We start from the raw sequence: 17,543 nt of genomic DNA on the forward strand, positions 1-17,543 counted from the left end.
GGCGTGACGGTCGGGGAAGGGGCCAGGATGACGCAGACGGCGGCCGACGTCGCCGTGTTCGGGGACGTCGACTCCCGCGACGACGCGGTCAGGGAGAGCCTGGGTGACCGGATCAGACGGCTGCGCCTGGCCCGTGGCCTCACCCAGCAGCAGGTCGTCGGCTCCCGCTACACCCGCGCCTACCTGGGCGCCGTGGAGTCCGGGGCCCGGATGCCCAGCCCCGAGGCGCTGGCCCACTTCGCCGACCGCCTCGGGTTGGCGGTCGACGACCTGCGCCACGGCCGGCCGGCCAACGCGGCCGCCCAGCTCGAGGCCGAGCTGGCGGCGGCCCGCCGGGACCTCTCCGCCGGCAGGTTGGACGCCGCCGAGCGTGCGTTGACCGGAATACGCCGTCGCGCGGAGCGCTACCGCCTGTCCGAGCTGGCCGGTTGGGCCGGATACCACCTGGCGGAGGCCCAGCTGCACCGGGGGCGCACCGAGGACGCCGCCACCCGGTACGACGAGCTTGCCGACCAACTGCCCGACGACTGTCCGGGGCTGCGCGCGGCGGTGCTGGCCCGGCAGGCGTACTGCCTGCTGGTCGCCGGGGACGCGCCGCGGGCGGTGGCGATCCTGGAGGGCGGCCTGCGGGACCTGCGGGCGGTGCCCCCGGTGGACGCCGACGCCGAGCTGCGGTTGACCAACGCGTTGATGTACACGTTTCTCGAGCTGAGCTGGCGGGAGCGGGCCCGACGGTTGGAGCGGGAGGTGACGCCCCTGCTCGCCCGGGTGACCAACCGGGAGTGGGTGGCACAGTTCCACGCCGTCGCCGGGCAGTTGCGTCGCGACGGCGAGCTGGACGAGGCGGACCGGCACCTGCGGGAGGCCGTCCGTCGCTACACCGAGCTGGGGCTGACCCGGGAGATCGGCTTGTGTCACTGGGCCCGTGGCTACGTCCTGTTGCGGGCCGGGCGACCGGGGGAGGCGGGGGCGCAGTTGCGGCGCGCCCGGGAGACGCTGGGCGCCGTCGGCGCGGTGCTCGACCACGCCGGGGCGACGCTCGAGCTGGCCGAGGCGCGTCGGCGCGAGGGCGCGCTGGACGAGGCGGCTGAGCTGGCCGAGGAGGCGGCCGGGGCGGCGACCGCCAGCGACCACCGCGAGATCATGGCCGAGGCCGACCGGGTACGCGGGCTGGTGCGGGCCGTCCAGGGCGACGGCGAGCAGGCGCGGCGGCTGCTGCTGCGGGCCGTCGACCGGTACGAGCGGGCCGGCCTGATGGGTGACGTGGTGATCACCTGTCGCCACCTCGCGGAGCTGTTGCTGGCCCGGGGGGAGCGCGACGAGGCGGCGGCGGTGCTGCGTCGCGGCCTGCGCGCGGCGGAGCGGCTGTCGTGAGCCGGCCGGAGCCCGTCGTGGCGGGTGCGGCGACGAGCGGGCTGGGCGCGCGTGTGCAGCGGCTGCGCGCGGCACGGGGGCTCACCCAGCGCGCCCTGGCCGAGCCCCGGTACAGCGCGGCCTACGTCTCCGCCGTGGAGAGCGGTCGCCGGGTGCCCTCCGCCGACGCCGTCGCCCATTTCGCCGAGCGGCTCGGCGTCACGCCCTCGGACCTGTACACCGGCCGCTCGCCGGCGGACGCGGTGCGCCTGCGGCTACGCCTGGCCGAGGCCGACCTGGCCGGCTCCGCCGAAGAGGCGGCTGCCGTCTGCCGCGAGGTGGCCGAGGCCGCCGTCGAGCTGGCCGAGCCGGTGTTGGAAGCCTGGGCCCGGCTGGGCCTGGCGGGCGCGGCGCTGCGCCGCGACGAACCCGGGGCCGCGTCGGCCCAGCTCGATCGTGCGGAGGCTCTCCTGGCAGGGGCGTCCCCGCACGTGCGCGCCGAGGCGGCGGTTGGCCGGGCCGGGCTGGCATACCACGCCGGTGACCCGCGCTACGCCCGCTACCTGCTCACCGAGGCGCGGGACGCGCTGCTGCGCGACGGGTACCCGGATCCGTCGGTCCTGCTGGTCCTGCACGCCGAGCTGGTGCGCTGTCACGTCGCGCTCGGCGACGAGGGGGCGGCGGCGGAGGCCGCCACGCAGGCCCTGGCCCTGGCGGTGCTCGCCGCGCCGGCCCGGGTCGCCGGTCTGCACCTGAGCGTCGCGTCCTCGTTGCTCGCGGCGGGGCGGACGGCGGAGGCCGGGGTCGCTGCCGAGCAGGCCCGCCATGCGGCCCGGCAGGTCGCCATGCGGTGGCTGCTGGCGTGCTGTCACCGGGCCCGGGGGCAGGGGCGCCGGAAGGCGGGCGACCTCGCCGGTGCCCTCGCCGACCTGGCGAGGGCGCACGCGGTGCTGGCGGACGCCGGCCAGCCGACGCTGGCCCGTGAGGTCGGGGTGGAACTGGCGGAGGTCTACCACGCGCTGGGCCAGCCGGCGCGGGCCGAGGCCCTGTTGCGCGACGCCGTCGACCTCGGCGACGACCCGGTGGTGGCGGCCCGCGCCGACTGGGTGCGCGGCCTGCTGCGCGACGACGACGGCGACCGGGCCGGTGCCGAGCGGCACCTGCGGGCGGCGCTCGCCGGCTACCGGGCGGCCGGGCGGCGCCGGGAGCTGGCGGCGGTGGTCCTGCTGCTGGCCGACCGGATGCAGGGGTGGGGCCGCCCGGACGACGCGCTCGACCTGCTCCGCGAAGGGCTGCGCCAGGTGGAGCAGCTCGGCGAGCGGGTCGCCGTGCTGCGCGCCACGGCCTGAGCCCCCGGCGACGGGTACGCCGCCGGGGGCCTTCGGCCGGGTCGTCTGGTCGGCCGCAAACACTGGTCACCGCCCGGTCGCCCTGCCTCGGTCCGCGGGGCGGCCGGTGCTTGCCGGGTGTCAGTCCCGGGCCCAGAGCGCCGGCGCGTTCGGCGGTTCCCAGCCGGGCTGGGCGGTGTGCGCCTGCAGACAGCGGTAGCCGACGCCGCCGTAGGTGACCCGGGCCCCGGCCGGGTACGCGGTGCCGGCCGCCCAGGTGCCGCCGGGGGCGGTGCCGGTCGGGGTCGGGGCGGGGCCCGAGGTCACGTTGAGGACGAAGTCGAAACTCGCCTCCCGGACGCCGTTCACCGTGCGTACCGTCATCAGCAGCGCGGGATCGAAGAGAGTGTCCGTGCTGTTGCGGGGCTCGCCGGGGAAGTACAGCTGGGTGGTGAGCACCGGCCGGTTCGGCGCCTGCGCCTTGACGTGGATGTGCCGCGTCCGCCCGGGATAGAGGCCCGGCACGATCGTGCTGAGCCGGTACGCGCCGGACGCGTCGGTGAACTGGTGGCCGCGCAGCCGGTAGCCGGTGTTGTCGTAGCCGCCGTTGGCGTCGGCCTGCCAGAAGTCCAGCAGCACGTCGGGGAGCGGCCGGCAGTCCAGCCCGAAGACGTGGCCGGTGACGGTGAGTCGGGTGCCGACCGTGCCGGCCTCGACGAGCGAGGAGCGGCGCGGTGAGTTCGGCTTGAAGTAGGGGCCCTCCATCTGCGCCGGCGTCGGGTCGTCGCCGTCGTCGCAGTACGGGGTGAGCGGCGGCGCCGACGCGGGGTCGGCCGTCCTCGCGCCCACCGCCCGCGCGGCGCCGGTGACGAGGAACGGGGCGGGCAGGGCCAGTGCTGCCGCCCGCAGCACGCTCTTGCGTGTCACGCCGCTGTTGGCGCGGGAACCGTCCGGTTCCGGTGCGTCGCTGGCTGCATCGTTCATGAGCGTTCCTTCTGGTGGGGGACGGGTGTCGGGGCCCGGCCGGCCCGGGAAGTCCCGGCTCACCCGGGCGGGCCGGCGCGGCCGGCGACCCGACGCTATTGACGGACGTCGGGGTACGTCGATGTGTCAGCCGGCGGAATCGTGGTGTTTTCCGCCGTGCCGGCGGAACGTGCCGGGGGAGTCGCCGGTCTCCCGGCGGAAGAACCGGCAGAAGTAGGCGGGGTCGGCGAAGCCGAGCCGGTCGGCGATCGCGGCCACGGTGAGGTCGGTCCGGGTCAGCAGGCGCTTCGCCTCCAGGACCCGGGCCCGGCGGATCAGCCGGGCGGGGGTGGCGCCGGTGGCCAGCGGGACCGCGTCGTTGAGGTGGCGCACCGACACGCCGATGCGACGGGCGTACGCGCGGGGAGGCTCGCCGACGAGGTCCGGCTCGCCGAGCAGCTCCTCGAAGCGGCGGGCGATCGCGGCGGCGCGCTGGTTGCGGGTGCCCGGCTCGGGCGGCGGGCCGGGAGGCGGGCCCGTGGGGCGGGAGCGGCGCACCTCGGTGAGCAGCAGGTGCAGGTAGGCGCGCAGGGTGCTCGCCCGGCCGCGCCCACCCCGGCGGTACTCGGCCGTCGTCCACCGCATCAGGGTGGCGATCCGCCTCGCCTGCGCGTCGTCGCGCGGGCGCCAGGAGCGGTGCCCCGAGCGGTGCAGCGCGTCGCGGTCGGCCGGGAAGGTCAGCAGGAACTCGGCGGCGCAGAGCAGCACGTGCCCGCGCAGGTCGCGCTGGTCCTGCCAGTGGTGCACCTGGCCGGGCGTGACGACGAACAGGTGTGGCGGTCGGACGGGGTGGGCGTCGAGGTCGATGACGTGCGTGGCCCGCCCGTGGGTCACGTACACCAGCTCGTAGAAGACGTGCCGGTGCGGAAAGTCGGCGCGGGAGAGCGGGCCGATCTCCTCGAAGGACCCGACGGCGAAGGGCAGCTCGTCCGGGGCGGATACCGCCAGGTCGTGCCGGGGCAGCGCCGGCGACGGGCCGGTCACGGGGCTCGGCGCCGGGAGCGGGTGGCCGGTGCGGGGACCACGGCGGGTCGTGCGGGCACGGTCCTGGTCCGGCGGTCGTGCGGGCGCGGCGGGGACACGGGCGGCTCCGTTCGCGGTGGAGGGACGGGGTGCGATCGATCGCGACCTGTATTGACGGCATCGGATGTCTAACCTACGGTGAGGGCAACACGGTTAACAACATTTGTTGTTGTGTCTGTAGCGCATCGGCGCGATCCCGCCGTACGGCACTCACATGCCTGATCAGGCGGGCTTTATCCGACCCTCCACATCGTTCTGACCGCGAGGAGACCCCCATGCTCCGACGACCAGCCACCGTGGCGGCAACTACCCTGGGTGCTGCCGTTCTGGTGCTGACCATGGCCCTGGCCACCCAGGCCGGCGCCGACACCACCCCCAGCCCCACCGCGCCGGCCGTCGGTTCCGGCGGCGTCGCGCCGGAGATGTTCGCCGCCCTGCAACGGGACCTTCGGCTGACCCCGGACCAGGCCCGCGCCCGCCTGGCGGTCGACGATCGCGCCAGCCGCGCGCAGCAGGTGCTGCGGACCACGCTCGGTGCCGGCTACGGCGGCACCTGGGTCACCGCCGAAGGTGCCGCCGTGGCGGTCGGCGTCACCCGCGCCGCCGACGCCGGCCCCGTCCGCGCCCTCGGCGCTGTCCCGGTCCCGGTCACCTACGGCGAGGACACCCTGCACGCGGCGGTCGACCGGCTGAACCGTCGGGCCGCCGCCGCGCCGGCCACCGTGGTCGGCTGGTACGCCGACCTTCCCGGCAACTCCGTCGTGGTGCTGGCCCGCGACGGCGGCTCGGCCGCGGCCCGGTCCTTCGCCGCCGCGGCGGGCGTGCCGGCCGGCGCGGTGCGGGTCCAGGGCAGCACCGAGAACCCGAGGCCGTACGCCGACGTGATCGGTGGCAACGCCTACTACACCGGCAGTAGCCGGTGCTCGATCGGGTTCTCCGTCAACGGCGGCTTCGTCACCGCCGGGCACTGCGGCCGGGCCGGCGCCCGCACCTCCCAGCCGGGCGGCACCGTCCGCGGCTCCACCTTCCCGGGCCGCGACTACGCCTGGGTGCAGGTGGACGCCGGGAACACCCCGCGCGGGCTGGTGAACGACTACCGCGGCGGCACGGTCACGGTGGCGGGCAGCACCGAGGCCGCCGTGGGGGCGGCGGTCTGCCGGTCCGGCTCCACCACCGGCTGGCGCTGCGGCACCATCCAGCAGAAGAACGCCTCGGTGACCTACCCGGAGGGCACGGTCACCGGACTGACCCGGAGCAACGCCTGCGCCGAGCCGGGCGACTCCGGCGGCTCGTGGATCTCCGGCGACCAGGCGCAGGGGGTCACCTCGGGTGGCTCCGGCAACTGCACCACCGGCGGGACGATGTACTTCCAGCCGGTCAACGCGATCCTGGCGGCGTACGGGCTGAGCCTCGTCACCGCCGGCGGCCCCGCGCCGACCCCCACACCCACCTCGACCGGCAACCCGCCCGACGGCACGACCTGGCAGGTCGGCACCGGATACGCCGCCGGCGCGACGGTGAGCTACGCGGGCCAGTCGTACCGCTGCCTGCAGGGACACATCGCCCAGCCGGGCTGGGAGCCGCCGAACGTGCCGGCGCTCTGGCAGCGGGTCTGACCGCCGCCGCTCCGCCACGCGTACGCGCCACGGGCCCGGTCACCGACCGGGCCCGTGGCCTGCCTGTACGGGATGTGGCGGCGCGCTCGGCGGGGCCTGCCGTCCCCGCCCGACGCCCATGGTGGGTCAGAGGCTGCCGCGGAAGGTGTCGCAGGACTTCGGGTCGCCCGTGCTGTAGCCCCGGGTGAACCACTCCTTGCGCTGCGCCGACGAGCCGTGGGTGAACTCCTCCGGGTTCACCGGCCGGTTGGCCCGCTTGGAGATGGCGTCGTCGCCGATCTTCTCGGCGGCGTCGATGGCCTGCTGGATGTCCTGCTCGCTGATGCTGGTGAAGATCTTCTGACCGCTCGCGTCGGCGGTGCCGGTGGCGTTCTTCGCCCAGGCGCCCGCGTAGCAGTCGGCCTGCAACTCCAGCTTCACCGAGAGGGCGTTCGCGTTGTCCGGGTCGCGCTGCTGCTGGCGGCGCATCTCCGCCTCGGTGCCGAGCAGGTCCTGCACGTGGTGGCCGTACTCGTGGGCGAGCACGTACGGCTGGGCGAACTCACCGGAGGCGCCGAGCTGCTGGGCGAGCACCTGGTAGAAGGTGAGGTCGATGTAGACCTGGTCGTCGGCGGGGCAGTAGAACGGGCCGACCCCGGAGTCGGCCTGCCCGCAGGCGGTGTTGACGCCCTGGCTGAAGAACACCGTCTTCGACGGGCGGTACTGCTCGCCGAACGCCTCGGGCAGGGCCTTCTGCCAGTACGCCTGGATCGAGTTGACGTAGAGCGCGTTGCGGCAGTCGAGCTGCTGGAGCGCGTCCTCGGCCGAGCACTTCTGCTCCAGGGACGTGTTGTCGCCCTGCGGCTCGTCGCCGCCGCTGGTGGCCGCGTTCAGGCCGAAGCCGCCGCCGACGAGCGCGACGAGCACGGCGATGACCAGGCCGACGAGGCCACCCCGGCCGCCACCGATCGGGATGGGGATGCCGCCCAGCCCGCCGCCCCCGCCGGATCCTCGCCGGTCGTCCACCTGGCTGGTGTCGATCCGTGCGTTCTCGTTCAGCTCCATGTCTACCCCGATCACCGATTTGATCCGTTTTGGTGGTTGCGGTACCGGACCGGGTCCGGACGGCGTTCCGGTACCCGATGATCTTGATCGGTAATCCGGAGGGGCGGCCGGACGACGCCCGGTACACTTGCCCCCGTGCTGCTCTGCGAAGGCTGAACCGCCCCGCGCCGACGGGCCTCGTGCTCGCCGGCGCTTTCGCGTGCCCTGAGTCAGCCCTTCCAGACCCCGAGAGCGAGTCCTCCGACATGATCACTGCCACCGGCCTGGAGCTGCGCGCCGGCGCCCGCATCCTGCTGTCCGACACCACGCTGCGGGTGCAGCCGGGTGACCGGATCGGCCTGGTCGGCCGCAACGGCGCCGGCAAGACCACCACGCTGAAGGTGCTCGCCGGCGAGGGCCAGCCGTACGCCGGGCAGATCGATCGGCGCAGCGCCATCGGCTACCTCCCGCAGGACCCCCGCACCGGCGACCTGGAGGTCACCGGCCGCGACCGGGTGCTCTCCGCCCGGGGCCTGGACGTGCTGATGGCCCAGATGAAGGAGATCGAGGCCAAGCTCGCCGACGGCGCCGACGACCGGCTGGTCCGCCGCTACGGCGCGCTGGAGGACCAGTTCGCCTCCCTCGGCGGGTACGCGGCCGAGGCCGAGGCCGCCCGGATCTGCGCCAACCTCGGCCTGCCTGACCGGGCGCTCGCCCAGACCATCGGCACCCTCTCCGGCGGTCAGCGCCGCCGCATCGAGCTGGCCCGGATCCTGTTCCGCGACGCGGGCGAGAACGGCGGCGGCATCCTGCTGCTCGACGAGCCGACCAACCACCTCGACGCCGACTCGATCACCTGGCTGCGCAGCTTCCTCGCCAACCACAAGGGCGGCCTGATCGTGATCTCCCACGACGGCTCGCTGCTGGAGTCGGTGGTCAACAAGGTGTGGTTCCTCGACGCCACCCGCTCCGTGGTCGACGTCTACAACCTGGGCTGGAAGGCCTACCTGGAGGCCCGCGAGACCGACGAGCGGCGCCGCCGCCGGGAGCGCGCCAACGCCGAGAAGAAGGCCGGCGCGCTGATGGCCCAGGCCGACAAGATGCGGGCCAAGGCCACCAAGACCGTCGCCGCGCAGAACATGGCCCGCCGGGCCGAGAAGCTGATCTCGGGCCTGGAGGAGGTACGCGTCGCCGACAGGGTGGCGAAGGTGCGTTTCCCGAACCCGGCCCCGTGCGGCAAGACCCCGCTCACCGCGACCGGCCTGTCGAAATCGTACGGCTCACTGGAGATCTTCACCGACGTCAACGTGGCGGTCGACCGGGGCTCCCGGGTGGCCATCCTCGGCCTCAACGGCGCCGGCAAGACCACCCTGCTGCGGATGCTCGGCGGCCTGCTGGAGCCGGACACCGGCGGAGTGCACGCCGGTCACGGCCTTCGGCTCGGCTACTACGCGCAGGAGCACGAGACGCTCGACGTGGACCGTACGGTGCTGGAGCACATGCGCAGCGCCGCCATCGAGCAGACCGACACCGACCTGCGGAAGATCCTCGGGGCGTTCCTGTTCTCCGGCGACGACGTGGACAAGCCGGCCGGGGTGCTCTCCGGCGGCGAGAAGACCCGACTCGCGCTGGCCACCCTGGTCTGCTCCGGGGCGAACGTGCTGCTGCTCGACGAGCCGACGAACAACCTCGACCCGGTCAGCCGGGAGCAGGTGCTCGACGCCATCGCCCGCTACCCGGGCGCGATCGTGCTGGTCACCCACGACCCGGGCGCGGTCATGGCGCTGAAGCCCGACCGCGCCATCCTGCTCCCCGACGGCGACGAGGACGCCTGGAGCGACGACCTCCTGGAACTGGTAGAACTCGCCTGACCCGCCCGCCCCGCGCCACCCGCCCCGCCCCGCGGCGTTGATCATGAAGTTGTTGCGCTCCGTCCCGGCGTGTCGTGCCAACAACTTCATGATCAACGGGGTTCGGAGGCGGTCAGGGCAGGGAGGGGCGGTTCAGGGCAGCAGGGCGAGCAGGTGGGGCAGGACGCCGGAGGTGGCCAGGATGACCAGGCCGATGGCGATGAAGACGGCCGGGACGAGCCAGTGGCCGACGCGCCCGACCAGCCGCGTCACCCGGGGGTGACCGCCCAGCCAGGCCCCTGCGACGCACCACAGCGCGATGAGCACCACGAAGACCAGCAGGAACACCGCGCTGTCGGCCGGGCCGAGCGCCCGGAAGACCGGCACGTAGACGGCGATGTTGTCGGCGCCGTTGGCGATCGTCACCCCGGCCACGCCGAGGGCGGAGCCCACCACGGCCGGGGCGTCGTCGGCGTCGCGGTCGAGCAGCGCACGGACGCCCAGGGCGATCGGGAGCAGGCCGAGCAGCCCGGTCCACGGATCGGGCACCACCAGCAGCCCGGCCGCGACCACCGCGCTGAGCAGCGCAAGCGCGCCGATGCCCAGGTACTGCCCGGCGACGATCTGCCAGGTGCGGGGCCGGCCGGTGGTGCGGGCGGCGACGAAGAACAGCGTCAGGATGACGATGTCGTCGATGTCGGTGGCGGCGAACACCACGGCGGCGCTGGCGGCGGTGCCGAGCAGGTCGATCACGCCAGCAGGGTACGGCCCGCCGGCCGACACCCTGAGGGCGCGTCGACCGCCGTCGCCTGCACCGAGCCGGCCGCTCCGGACGGGGCGCGGGGGCTGGTCGGGCCGCCCCGACGCGTCGTGAGCATCACGCTATCGGGAAGATGACATCGCATAGCGTGTCGGTTGGCGAAGAGTTGATATCTGGCGCATGATCGTTCGAGGCGGTCTAATAGGTGGGACCGTATCCGAACCGCACAGTCTGGGACGTGAGGACACAGCATGGCAGCCACTGGCACAGCCACCAGCACTGAGAAGGGTCGCCGGATCGTCGGAGCCGAGCGTCAGACGCTCGCCAAGGACCTGGTAAAGCGGTACACCTCGGGTGAGAGCATCCGCGCGCTCGCGGCCTCGACCGGCCGTTCCTACGGGTTCATCCACCGGGTGCTCACCGAGTCCGGGGTCCAGCTGCGGCAGCGGGGCGGCGCCCGACGCCGTAAGAAGGCGTGACCCGCCCACCAGCGTCGTACGTCAGCGCCGTTCCCCGGGTCGCTCGGTGACCGCCGAGGCGACCGGGGTCCGGCTGGAATGCGACGGGCCGGTCGCGACGGTCACGTTGTGCCGGCCCGACGTGCTCAACGCGCAGACCCCGTCGATGTGGCGCGCGATGAGCGATTTCTCCCGGGACCTCCCTGGCGACGTACGCGTAGTGATCGTGCGTGGCGAGGGCCGGGCGTTCTCCGCCGGCCTCGACCTGTCGGCGGCTGGCTCCTCCGGCGCGGAGTCGTTCGCCGCGCTGGCCACCCTGTCCGAGCAGGAGTGCGCCGACCGGATCGCCGAATACCAGGACGGCTTCACCTGGTTGCACCGCCCCGACGTCGTCACTGTCGCCGCCGTCCAGGGGCACGCGATCGGCGCCGGCTTCCAGTTGGCGCTAGCCTGCGACCTGCGCGTGCTGGCCGAGGACGCGAAGTTCTCCATGGGAGAGGTGACGCTCGGCCTGGTCCCGGATCTCGCCGGCACCGGGCGCCTGGTCGACCTGGTCGGCTACAGCCGCGCGCTGGAGATCTGCGCGACCGGCCGGCGGCTGGACGCCGCCGAGGCGGACCGGATCGGCCTGGCCACCCTGGTGGTGCCGAACGCCGAACTGGACGCGGCGGTGCGCGACCTGACCGCCGGGCTGCTGGCCAACAACCGCGACGCGGTGGTGGAGATCAAGGCGCTGCTGGCCGGTGCGACCGGCCGCTCCGCCGCCGACCAGCAGCGGGCCGAGCGGGAGGCGCAGACCCGCCGGCTGCGCGACCTCGCCGGACGGGGAGAGTAGCGCGACCGTCCGCCTGCGGAACCTCACCAGGTGGGAGGGCAGGCGGGCCGGCCGGCTACGGAATTTCGTTGGCCGGGAGAGTAGGCGGATCGGCCGGCTGGGGCCTTGCTGGCCAGGGAGAGCACTCGGTAAGGACCGTTCGGGAAGATCAGGGTCACGGCCGAGGTTGTCAGAGTCGTCGGGAGAATTGACCTGACGGTGCGGTCAGCCCGACGACCCGGAGGTGAACGTGTCCAACTCGATGTCCGGCGGCGGCATGGCCGGGTGGAGCATGCTCCGGTCGATACGCAGCCGCGACGAGATCTCCACCCACCGACTCAAGCGCGGGGTGGCCCGCCGGATCGTGGCCTTCGCCGCGCCCTACCGCCGGGACATCGTCGTCTTCCTGGTCACCGTGGTGCTCGCCGCGGTCATCGGGGTGGCCACCCCGGTGCTCGCCGGCGACGTGATCGACACGATCACCCGGGGCGGCACCGACGCCGGCAACGCGGTGGTGCGGCTGGCGCTCGTCATCGCCGGGCTCGCGGTGGCCGACGCGCTGCTCTCGCTCGCCCAGCGGTGGTATTCGGCCCGCATCGGCGAGGGCATCATCCTCGACCTGCGCACCCGGGTCTACGACCACGTCCAGCGGATGCCGCTGCAGTTCTTCACCCGTACGCAGACCGGCGCGCTGGTCAGCCGGCTCAACAACGACGTGCTCGGCGCGCAGCGGGCGTTCACCTCGACGCTGTCCGGCGTCGTCAGCAACGTCATCCAGCTCGTGCTCACCGCCGCCGTGATGTTCACCCTCTCCTGGCAGATCACCGCGCTCTCGCTGGTGCTGCTGCCGGTGTTCATCATCCCGGCCCGCCGGGTCGGCAAACGGCTCGCCGAGATCACCCGGGAGTCCTACAACCTCGACGCGAAGATGAACGCGACGATGACCGAGCGGTTCGGCGTATCGGGTGCGTTGCTCGTGAAGCTCTTCGGCCGGCCCGAGGTGGAGGCGCGCCGGTTCGCCGGGCGGGCCGAGCGGGTCCGCGACATCGGCATCCAGTCCGCGATGTACTCACGGACGTTCTTCGTGGCGATGCTGCTGGTCGCCTCCCTGGCCCAGGCGCTCACCTACGGTCTCGGTGGCTGGCTGGCGGTCACCGGAAACGTCAGCGCCGGCACCGTGGTGACCCTCGCCCTGCTGCTCACCCGCCTCTACGGCCCGCTGACCGCGCTCTCCAACGTCCGGGTCGACGTGATGAGCGCGCTGGTCTCCTTCGACCGGGTCTTCGAGGTGCTCGATCTGAAGCCGACGATCCAGGAGAAAACCGACGCCGTGCCGGTGCCCCGGGGCAGCGGCCGGATCGAGTTCCGCGACGTCCGGTTCCGCTACCCCAGCGCCGCCGAGATCTCGCTCGCCAGCCTGGAGGAGGTCGCCGCCCTCGACCGTACGGTCAACGAGCCCGTGCTCAAGGGCGTGTCGTTCGCGGTCGCGCCGGGGCAGATGGTGGCGCTGGTCGGCCCCTCCGGGGCCGGCAAGTCGACGCTGTCCATGCTGATCTCCCGCGTCTACGACGTCACCGACGGCCAGGTGCTGGTCGGCGGCGTCGACGTCCGCGACGCCACCCTCGACTCGCTGCGCGACGAGATCGGTGTGGTCACCCAGGATTCGCACCTGTTCCACGAGACCATCGCCGAGAACCTGCGCTACGCCAAGCCGGACGCCACCGACGACGAGATCTGGGCCGCCCTGGCCGGGGCGCAGGTCGCCGACCTGGTCCGGTCGCTGCCGGAGGGGCTGGACACCCTCGTCGGCGAGCGCGGCTACCGCTTCTCGGGCGGCGAGAAGCAGCGCATCGCCATCGCCCGGCTGCTGCTCAAGGCCCCGTCGATCGTGATCCTCGACGAGGCGACGGCGCACCTCGACTCGGAGAGCGAGGCCGCCGTGCAGCGGGCGCTGTCGGTGGCGCTGACCGGGCGTACGGCGCTGGTGATCGCGCACCGGCTGTCGACCGTCCGCGACGCCGACCAGATCCTGGTGCTCGACGGCGGGCGGATCGTCGAGCGGGGACGGCACGAGGAACTGGTGGCCGTGGGCGGGCTCTACGCCGAGCTCTACCGCACCCAGTTCGCGGTCGCCGACTCGCCGGCCCCGTACGCCGACGCGACAGGACCCGAGCCGGTGGCCGTGCCGCCGCTGCGGCCCTACCTCGCCGAAGAGGCGCTGCCGCCGGCCGCCGCCAACTGACGCCGCCTCAGCCGGCCGCCGCCAAGTGACACCGCCTGAGCAGGCCGCCGCCGAGTGACACCGCCCGGAGCGCCGTGAGCGGGACGGCGCGCCTCAGCCGGCGGCGACCGCAGCGCGCAGCTCCCCGAACGCGGCGCCGAGCGTCTCCGGTGTGAAGTGCGCGTTCAGGCCGCTGGGGTTGGGCAGCACCCAGAGCCGGGCGCCCGCCAGCGGCTCCCGCTGCGGCCCGAAGGCGGCCTTCGGCCGGGCGAAGCCGACCCGGTACGCGGTCACCCCCACCACGGCCACCCAGCGGGGGCGGTGCCGCTCGACCTTCTTGGTGAGGAGCTGCGCCCCCGCGACCAGTTCGGCCGGGGTCAGCTCGTCGGCGCGCGCACTGGCCCGCGCGACCATGTTGGTGATGCCGAGGCCGTATCCGGGCAGCTCGTCCTGCTCGCTGGGGTGCAGCAGCCGGGGCGTGAACCCGCCCCGGTGCAGCGCGGGCCAGAACCGGTTGCCCGGCCGGGCGAAGTGCCACCCGGTCGCGGCCGACCACAGCCCCGGGTTGATCCCGACGAAGAGCACGTCCAGACCGGGGGCGATGACGTCGGGAATGGTGCGCTCCGCCGCGGCGGCGAGTTCCTCCCCGCTGGGGCGCGGATACCGTCCGACCGCCTCCGCCGCACGGGCCTTCCGCCGACCGGCGGAGCCGGTGCCCGATCCGCCCGGGGTGCCGGTGCCCGATCCGCCGGGAGAGCCGGTGCCCGACCCACTCGGGGTGCTGGTGCCCGATCCGCCGGGAGAGCCAGTGTCCGGCCCGCCGGGAGAACCGGTGCCCGATCCGCCGGCGGGTGCGGCCATCACAGGCCCCGCAGCGCGCCGCCGTCGACCGGCACGGTCACCCCGGTCAGGTAGCTCGCGGCGGGGGAGAGGACGAACGCGGCCACCCGGCCGAACTCGACCGGGGCACCGATGCGGCGCAGCGGGATGGCGGCCTCGGCCTCCGCGCGCGCCCGTTCGGGATCGCCGGTGGCCGCGAAGAGCTCCACGTTGCGGTCGGTCATGATCCGGCCGGGCAGCAGACCGACCACCCGTACGCCCCGGGGTCCGTACTCGTCGGCGACGTCCTTGGCCATGCCCACGAGGCCGGGGCGCAGGCCGTTGGAGATGCCCAGGCCGGGCACCGGCCCACGGGCCGAGGTCGACAGGACCAGCCCGATCGCCCCGCCCCCGGTCAGGTTCTCGGCGACGGTACGGACCATGCGCACGCTGCCGAGGAAGACCGTCTCGAAGGAGCGGCGCCACTGCTCGTCGGTGACCGAGGCGGCGCTGCCCGGCGGTGGTCCGCCGACCGAGACCAGCGCCCCGTCCAGCCGGCCGAAGTGCTCCCGCGCCGCCGCCACGAGACGCTCCGGCGTCCGGGCGTCGGCCAGGTCGGCGGCCAGCCCGACCGCCCGCTCCGGTCCGCCGAGGCGTTGCGCGGCGGCGGCCACGGCGTCGGCGTCGCGGGCGGAGAGCACCACGCGGGCGCCGTCGGCGACGAGGCACTGCGCGGTGGCGTAACCCAGCCCCCGGGAGGCGCCGGTGAGTACGTACACCCGATCGGTGAGTCCGAGATCCATGCCGCCGATCCTGCCGCACCCGGCGGGATCCGCCAGCGGGGCCCTCGGTCCGACCGGCAGCGGGCCGACCGGCGCTCGGGCCGACCGGCGGTCGGCGACCAGCGGCGGCCGGTCCAGCGGGCGGTTCGGCGGCGACCGGTTCGGCGGTCGCCGATCCGGGGGCGGCCAGCGGCGGGCGATCCAGCGGCGGTCAGCGGCGGGCGGCCAGCGGCGGGCGATCCAGCGGCGACCAGCGGCGGCCAGCGGCGGGCGGTCAGCGGCGGGCGGGACGCAGCAGGCGTACCCGACCGGCGATCTGGACCGCGACGGCCCCGTCGGCGCGCCCCCATGCCGGCAGCCGGCGCGGGCGCGGCGGGGTGTGCCCGTCGTAGCGGTGGGTGGCCTCGCGCGCGGCCAGCTCCTCCGCGCCCAGCGGCGGCAGCGCGCCCCGCTCGCGCAGGTCGCGGGCCAGGTCCCAGCCGTCACGCAGCGAGCCCTCGGTCGGCCGCCCCGCCGCCCAGCCGGCGAAGGTCGCCGGCCACTGCGGGCCGAGACCGGCGGCGAGCAGCGGCCAGTGCCGGGCCACCTCCCCGGCGCGCTTGCGCAGCAGCGCGGCCCCGGCGGCGGCCAGCGCCGCCGGGTCGAAACCCGCCGGCACCGGGCCGCCGGCCACCAGTGCCGCCACCAGCGCCGCCTGCCGCTCGGTCAGGTCGCCGCTCACGTCACCACCGGGAAGCCGGAGGCGGCGGAGAGGGCGTCCAACTCGGCGCGGAGCACCGGGGCGGGCGGGTAGTGCCCGTCGCGTTCGAGCAGGAGCGCCGGTGGCCGGCGGCGGGCGCACAGCTCGCGCAGCAGGTCGAGCACCGCCGGGGGCACCGGATCGGTGTGCGTGTCGTGGTAGTAGCCGCCGTGCTCGGTGCCGCCCGCCACGTGCACGTAGGAGACCCGGTCCAACGGCAGCCGGTCGAGCAGCGCGACCGGGTCGGCGCCCCGGTTGCGGGCGTTGGCGTAGACGTTGGCGATGTCCAGCAGCAGGAACGCGCCGGTGCGTTCCAGGATCTCGGTGAGGAAGTCGGCCTCGTCCAGCTCGTCGTCGGGCCAGTCGAAGAGGGCCGCGATCGGTTCCAGCGCGAGCGGCACCGGCAACCCGGCCTGCGCGCGGGCGACGTTGGCGCAGACCGCGTCGACCGCCTCCCGGCTGCGGGGCAGCGGCAGCAGGTGGCCGGCCTCGACGCCGCCGGCCCGGACGAACGCGATGTGCTCGCTGACGATCGGCGCCCCGAGGCGTTCCGCCACCGCGCCCAGGTGCGCGACGCGCGCCGGGTCGACCGGTTCCGCGCCGCCGAGGGACAGCCGCACACCGTGCGGTACGACCGTCACGCCGCGCTCGCGCAGCGCGGCCAGCCCCGCCGGCAGGGGCCCGGCGGCGGCGACGCCCTCCGCGACCACCTCCACGAAACGCAGCCCGGGCAGGTCGGCCACGAATCCGGCGATCTCGGGCCGCCAGCCGATGCCCACGCCGGCCGGCCCGGTCATCCGCCGCACCCGCCTCCGCCGCAGCCCCCGCCGCCTCCGCACGAGCTGCCCCCGCCGCACGAGGCACCCCCGCCGCACCCGCCGCCGCTGGAGGAGGCCCCGGTGCCGCTGATCGCCTGGCGCTGGATCTCGGCCTGACTGGCGAAGCCGGGGTCCATGGCGTAGAGCGACGCGGTGCCGTACAACGCGATCCCCATCGCGGCGCCCGCCGCGCCGTACGTGGTGTGGGCGGGGGCCGAGGCCGGCGCGAGGTAGGTGTGCTGGCGGCGCAGGCCACGCAGGGCACGGGTGGCGGCGTGGGTGCGCCACGGCACGCGGTACAGCACGATCGCCACGACGGACAGCGGAAGGAGGGTGAGCATGAGCCAGCCCACCGGACGGTCGTTGCCCAGCCCCGCGAAGACGCGTACGACGCCGATCAGCAACAGGGCGGTGAGCAGGACCGCGCCGCCGCGCAGCGCGGTCCGGCGGGCCGGTGCGAGCGCCAGCCCGCGCTGCTCCAGGTCGGCCCTGAGCTGGTCGAGCGCCTGGCACACCCGCCCGTCGCGGGCCAGCTCCCGGGTCTTGGCGTGCCGGCCGGCGGCGATGTGGATCGCCTGGTCCAGTGGCGTGATCCCGGCCGGCAGCGGTCCGCCGGTGGTGAGCCGCCGGTCCGGTCGTACGCCGAGCGCCCCGCTGCTGCGCAGCCCGCCGACCGAGGCCCAGATGGCCAGTTGCTGCCCGCCGTTGAGGTAGGCGACCTGCTGCGGGTGGAGCTGCCCGAGGTTGTCCACCGACGGGCCGGCGAGGACCGCGAGGCGGTGGACGAGCGTGCCGGCGACGATCACGACGGCCGCGAGCAGGTAGACCCGCAGGAAGGTGGGGCCGGAGATGCCCCAGGTGTCACCAGGTGCGGCGAAGACGGTCATCTGCTGCTCCTTGAGGCGAGGGGGGATCG

16 protein-coding genes are annotated in these 17,543 nt (G+C 74.8%); 7 read left to right on the forward strand and 9 right to left on the reverse strand.

The features are described from left to right. The first annotated feature begins 27 nt into the window (after window positions 1-27). Together ACGFIG_RS13760 and ACGFIG_RS13765 are read left to right on the forward strand one after the other, a co-directional pair. Window positions 28-1,374, forward strand: a complete 1,347-nt coding sequence (locus tag ACGFIG_RS13760; protein WP_393002508.1) for a helix-turn-helix domain-containing protein — start codon at window positions 28-30, stop codon at window positions 1,372-1,374. After that, complete coding sequence (locus ACGFIG_RS13765) at window positions 1,371-2,702, forward strand: helix-turn-helix domain-containing protein (RefSeq protein WP_393002510.1); 1,332 nt, start codon at window positions 1,371-1,373, stop codon at window positions 2,700-2,702. The genes ACGFIG_RS13760 and ACGFIG_RS13765 overlap by 4 nt, the downstream gene beginning before the upstream one ends. A 120-nt stretch (window positions 2,703-2,822) precedes the next feature. On the opposite strand, the gene ACGFIG_RS13770 is transcribed toward ACGFIG_RS13765, so the two are convergent. Next, entirely contained in the window at window positions 2,823-3,665 is an 843-nt protein-coding gene (locus tag ACGFIG_RS13770; protein ID WP_393002512.1) for a carbohydrate-binding protein, read from the reverse strand. Between the two features lie 126 nt (window positions 3,666-3,791). Further along, entirely contained in the window at window positions 3,792-4,688 is an 897-nt protein-coding gene (locus ACGFIG_RS13775) for a helix-turn-helix domain-containing protein (RefSeq protein ID WP_393002514.1), read from the reverse strand. 335 nt (window positions 4,689-5,023) lie between these two features. On the opposite strand from ACGFIG_RS13775, the gene ACGFIG_RS13780 reads away from it, so the two are divergent. Then, complete coding sequence (locus ACGFIG_RS13780; RefSeq protein WP_393002516.1) at window positions 5,024-6,343, forward strand: carbohydrate-binding protein; 1,320 nt, start codon at window positions 5,024-5,026, stop codon at window positions 6,341-6,343. A gap of 126 nt (window positions 6,344-6,469) precedes the next feature. On the opposite strand, the gene ACGFIG_RS13785 is transcribed toward ACGFIG_RS13780, so the two are convergent. Further along, the gene (locus tag ACGFIG_RS13785; protein WP_393002933.1) at window positions 6,470-7,387 is read right to left on the reverse strand and encodes a neutral zinc metallopeptidase; all 918 of its coding nucleotides are present in this window, start codon (window positions 7,385-7,387) and stop codon (window positions 6,470-6,472) included. Between the two features lie 245 nt (window positions 7,388-7,632). On the opposite strand from ACGFIG_RS13785, the gene ACGFIG_RS13790 reads away from it, so the two are divergent. Next, the gene (locus ACGFIG_RS13790; RefSeq protein WP_393002518.1) at window positions 7,633-9,237 is read left to right on the forward strand and encodes an ABC-F family ATP-binding cassette domain-containing protein; all 1,605 of its coding nucleotides are present in this window, start codon (window positions 7,633-7,635) and stop codon (window positions 9,235-9,237) included. A 132-nt stretch (window positions 9,238-9,369) separates the two neighbouring features. Here ACGFIG_RS13790 and ACGFIG_RS13795 read toward each other — a convergent pair whose 3' ends face one another. Then, complete coding sequence (locus ACGFIG_RS13795) at window positions 9,370-9,969, reverse strand: cadmium resistance transporter (RefSeq protein WP_393002520.1); 600 nt, start codon at window positions 9,967-9,969, stop codon at window positions 9,370-9,372. Between the two features lie 258 nt (window positions 9,970-10,227). On the opposite strand from ACGFIG_RS13795, the gene ACGFIG_RS13800 reads away from it, so the two are divergent. The 3 genes from ACGFIG_RS13800 (at window position 10,228) to ACGFIG_RS13810 (ending at window position 13,490) form a co-directional block, all read left to right on the forward strand. Next, entirely contained in the window at window positions 10,228-10,455 is a 228-nt protein-coding gene (locus ACGFIG_RS13800) for a helix-turn-helix domain-containing protein (RefSeq protein WP_007462679.1), read from the forward strand. Window positions 10,456-10,501: 46 nt separating this feature from the next. Beyond that, window positions 10,502-11,269, forward strand: coding sequence for an enoyl-CoA hydratase/isomerase family protein (locus ACGFIG_RS13805; protein ID WP_393002522.1), 768 nt, complete (start codon window positions 10,502-10,504; stop codon window positions 11,267-11,269). Between the two features lie 241 nt (window positions 11,270-11,510). Continuing rightward, window positions 11,511-13,490, forward strand: coding sequence for an ABC transporter ATP-binding protein (locus ACGFIG_RS13810; RefSeq protein WP_393002935.1), 1,980 nt, complete (start codon window positions 11,511-11,513; stop codon window positions 13,488-13,490). Window positions 13,491-13,583: 93 nt separating this feature from the next. Here ACGFIG_RS13810 and mug read toward each other — a convergent pair whose 3' ends face one another. From mug to ACGFIG_RS13835, 5 genes are all read right to left on the reverse strand, one after another. Beyond that, window positions 13,584-14,330 (reverse strand): G/U mismatch-specific DNA glycosylase, encoded by a 747-nt coding sequence (gene mug / locus ACGFIG_RS13815; protein ID WP_393002524.1) that lies wholly within the window; start codon window positions 14,328-14,330, stop codon window positions 13,584-13,586. Continuing rightward, window positions 14,330-15,091, reverse strand: a complete 762-nt coding sequence (locus tag ACGFIG_RS13820) for an SDR family oxidoreductase (protein WP_393002526.1) — start codon at window positions 15,089-15,091, stop codon at window positions 14,330-14,332. The genes mug and ACGFIG_RS13820 overlap by 1 nt, the downstream gene beginning before the upstream one ends. Window positions 15,092-15,344: 253 nt before the next feature. Next, window positions 15,345-15,791, reverse strand: coding sequence for a hypothetical protein (locus ACGFIG_RS13825; protein ID WP_393002528.1), 447 nt, complete (start codon window positions 15,789-15,791; stop codon window positions 15,345-15,347). After that, entirely contained in the window at window positions 15,788-16,606 is an 819-nt protein-coding gene (locus ACGFIG_RS13830) for a DUF692 domain-containing protein (protein WP_393002530.1), read from the reverse strand. The genes ACGFIG_RS13825 and ACGFIG_RS13830 overlap by 4 nt, the downstream gene beginning before the upstream one ends. Then, window positions 16,603-17,514, reverse strand: a complete 912-nt coding sequence (locus ACGFIG_RS13835) for a TIGR04222 domain-containing membrane protein (protein ID WP_393002532.1) — start codon at window positions 17,512-17,514, stop codon at window positions 16,603-16,605. The genes ACGFIG_RS13830 and ACGFIG_RS13835 overlap by 4 nt, the downstream gene beginning before the upstream one ends. Window positions 17,515-17,543 lie beyond the last annotated feature (29 nt).

The sequence above is a fragment of the Micromonospora sp. NPDC049048 genome (genome assembly GCF_043197615.1).
Classification (GTDB): Bacteria; Actinomycetota; Actinomycetes; order Mycobacteriales; family Micromonosporaceae; genus Micromonospora.

Excerpts from the sequence above, each read along its gene's own strand:
- ACGFIG_RS13760 (WP_393002508.1), top strand. The coding sequence starts at position 28 with ATGACGCAGACGGCGGCCGACGTCGCCGTGTTCGGGGACGTCGACTCC.
- ACGFIG_RS13770 (WP_393002512.1), bottom strand. The coding sequence starts at position 3,665 with ATGAACGATGCAGCCAGCGACGCACCGGAACCGGACGGTTCCCGCGCC.
- ACGFIG_RS13785 (WP_393002933.1), bottom strand. The coding sequence starts at position 7,387 with ATGGAGCTGAACGAGAACGCACGGATCGACACCAGCCAGGTGGACGAC.
- ACGFIG_RS13790 (WP_393002518.1), top strand. The coding sequence starts at position 7,633 with ATGATCACTGCCACCGGCCTGGAGCTGCGCGCCGGCGCCCGCATCCTG.
- ACGFIG_RS13800 (WP_007462679.1), top strand. The coding sequence starts at position 10,228 with ATGGCAGCCACTGGCACAGCCACCAGCACTGAGAAGGGTCGCCGGATC.
- ACGFIG_RS13810 (WP_393002935.1), top strand. The coding sequence starts at position 11,511 with ATGTCCGGCGGCGGCATGGCCGGGTGGAGCATGCTCCGGTCGATACGC.
- mug (WP_393002524.1), bottom strand. The coding sequence starts at position 14,330 with ATGGCCGCACCCGCCGGCGGATCGGGCACCGGTTCTCCCGGCGGGCCG.
- ACGFIG_RS13820 (WP_393002526.1), bottom strand. The coding sequence starts at position 15,091 with ATGGATCTCGGACTCACCGATCGGGTGTACGTACTCACCGGCGCCTCC.
- ACGFIG_RS13830 (WP_393002530.1), bottom strand. The coding sequence starts at position 16,606 with ATGACCGGGCCGGCCGGCGTGGGCATCGGCTGGCGGCCCGAGATCGCC.
- ACGFIG_RS13835 (WP_393002532.1), bottom strand. The coding sequence starts at position 17,514 with ATGACCGTCTTCGCCGCACCTGGTGACACCTGGGGCATCTCCGGCCCC.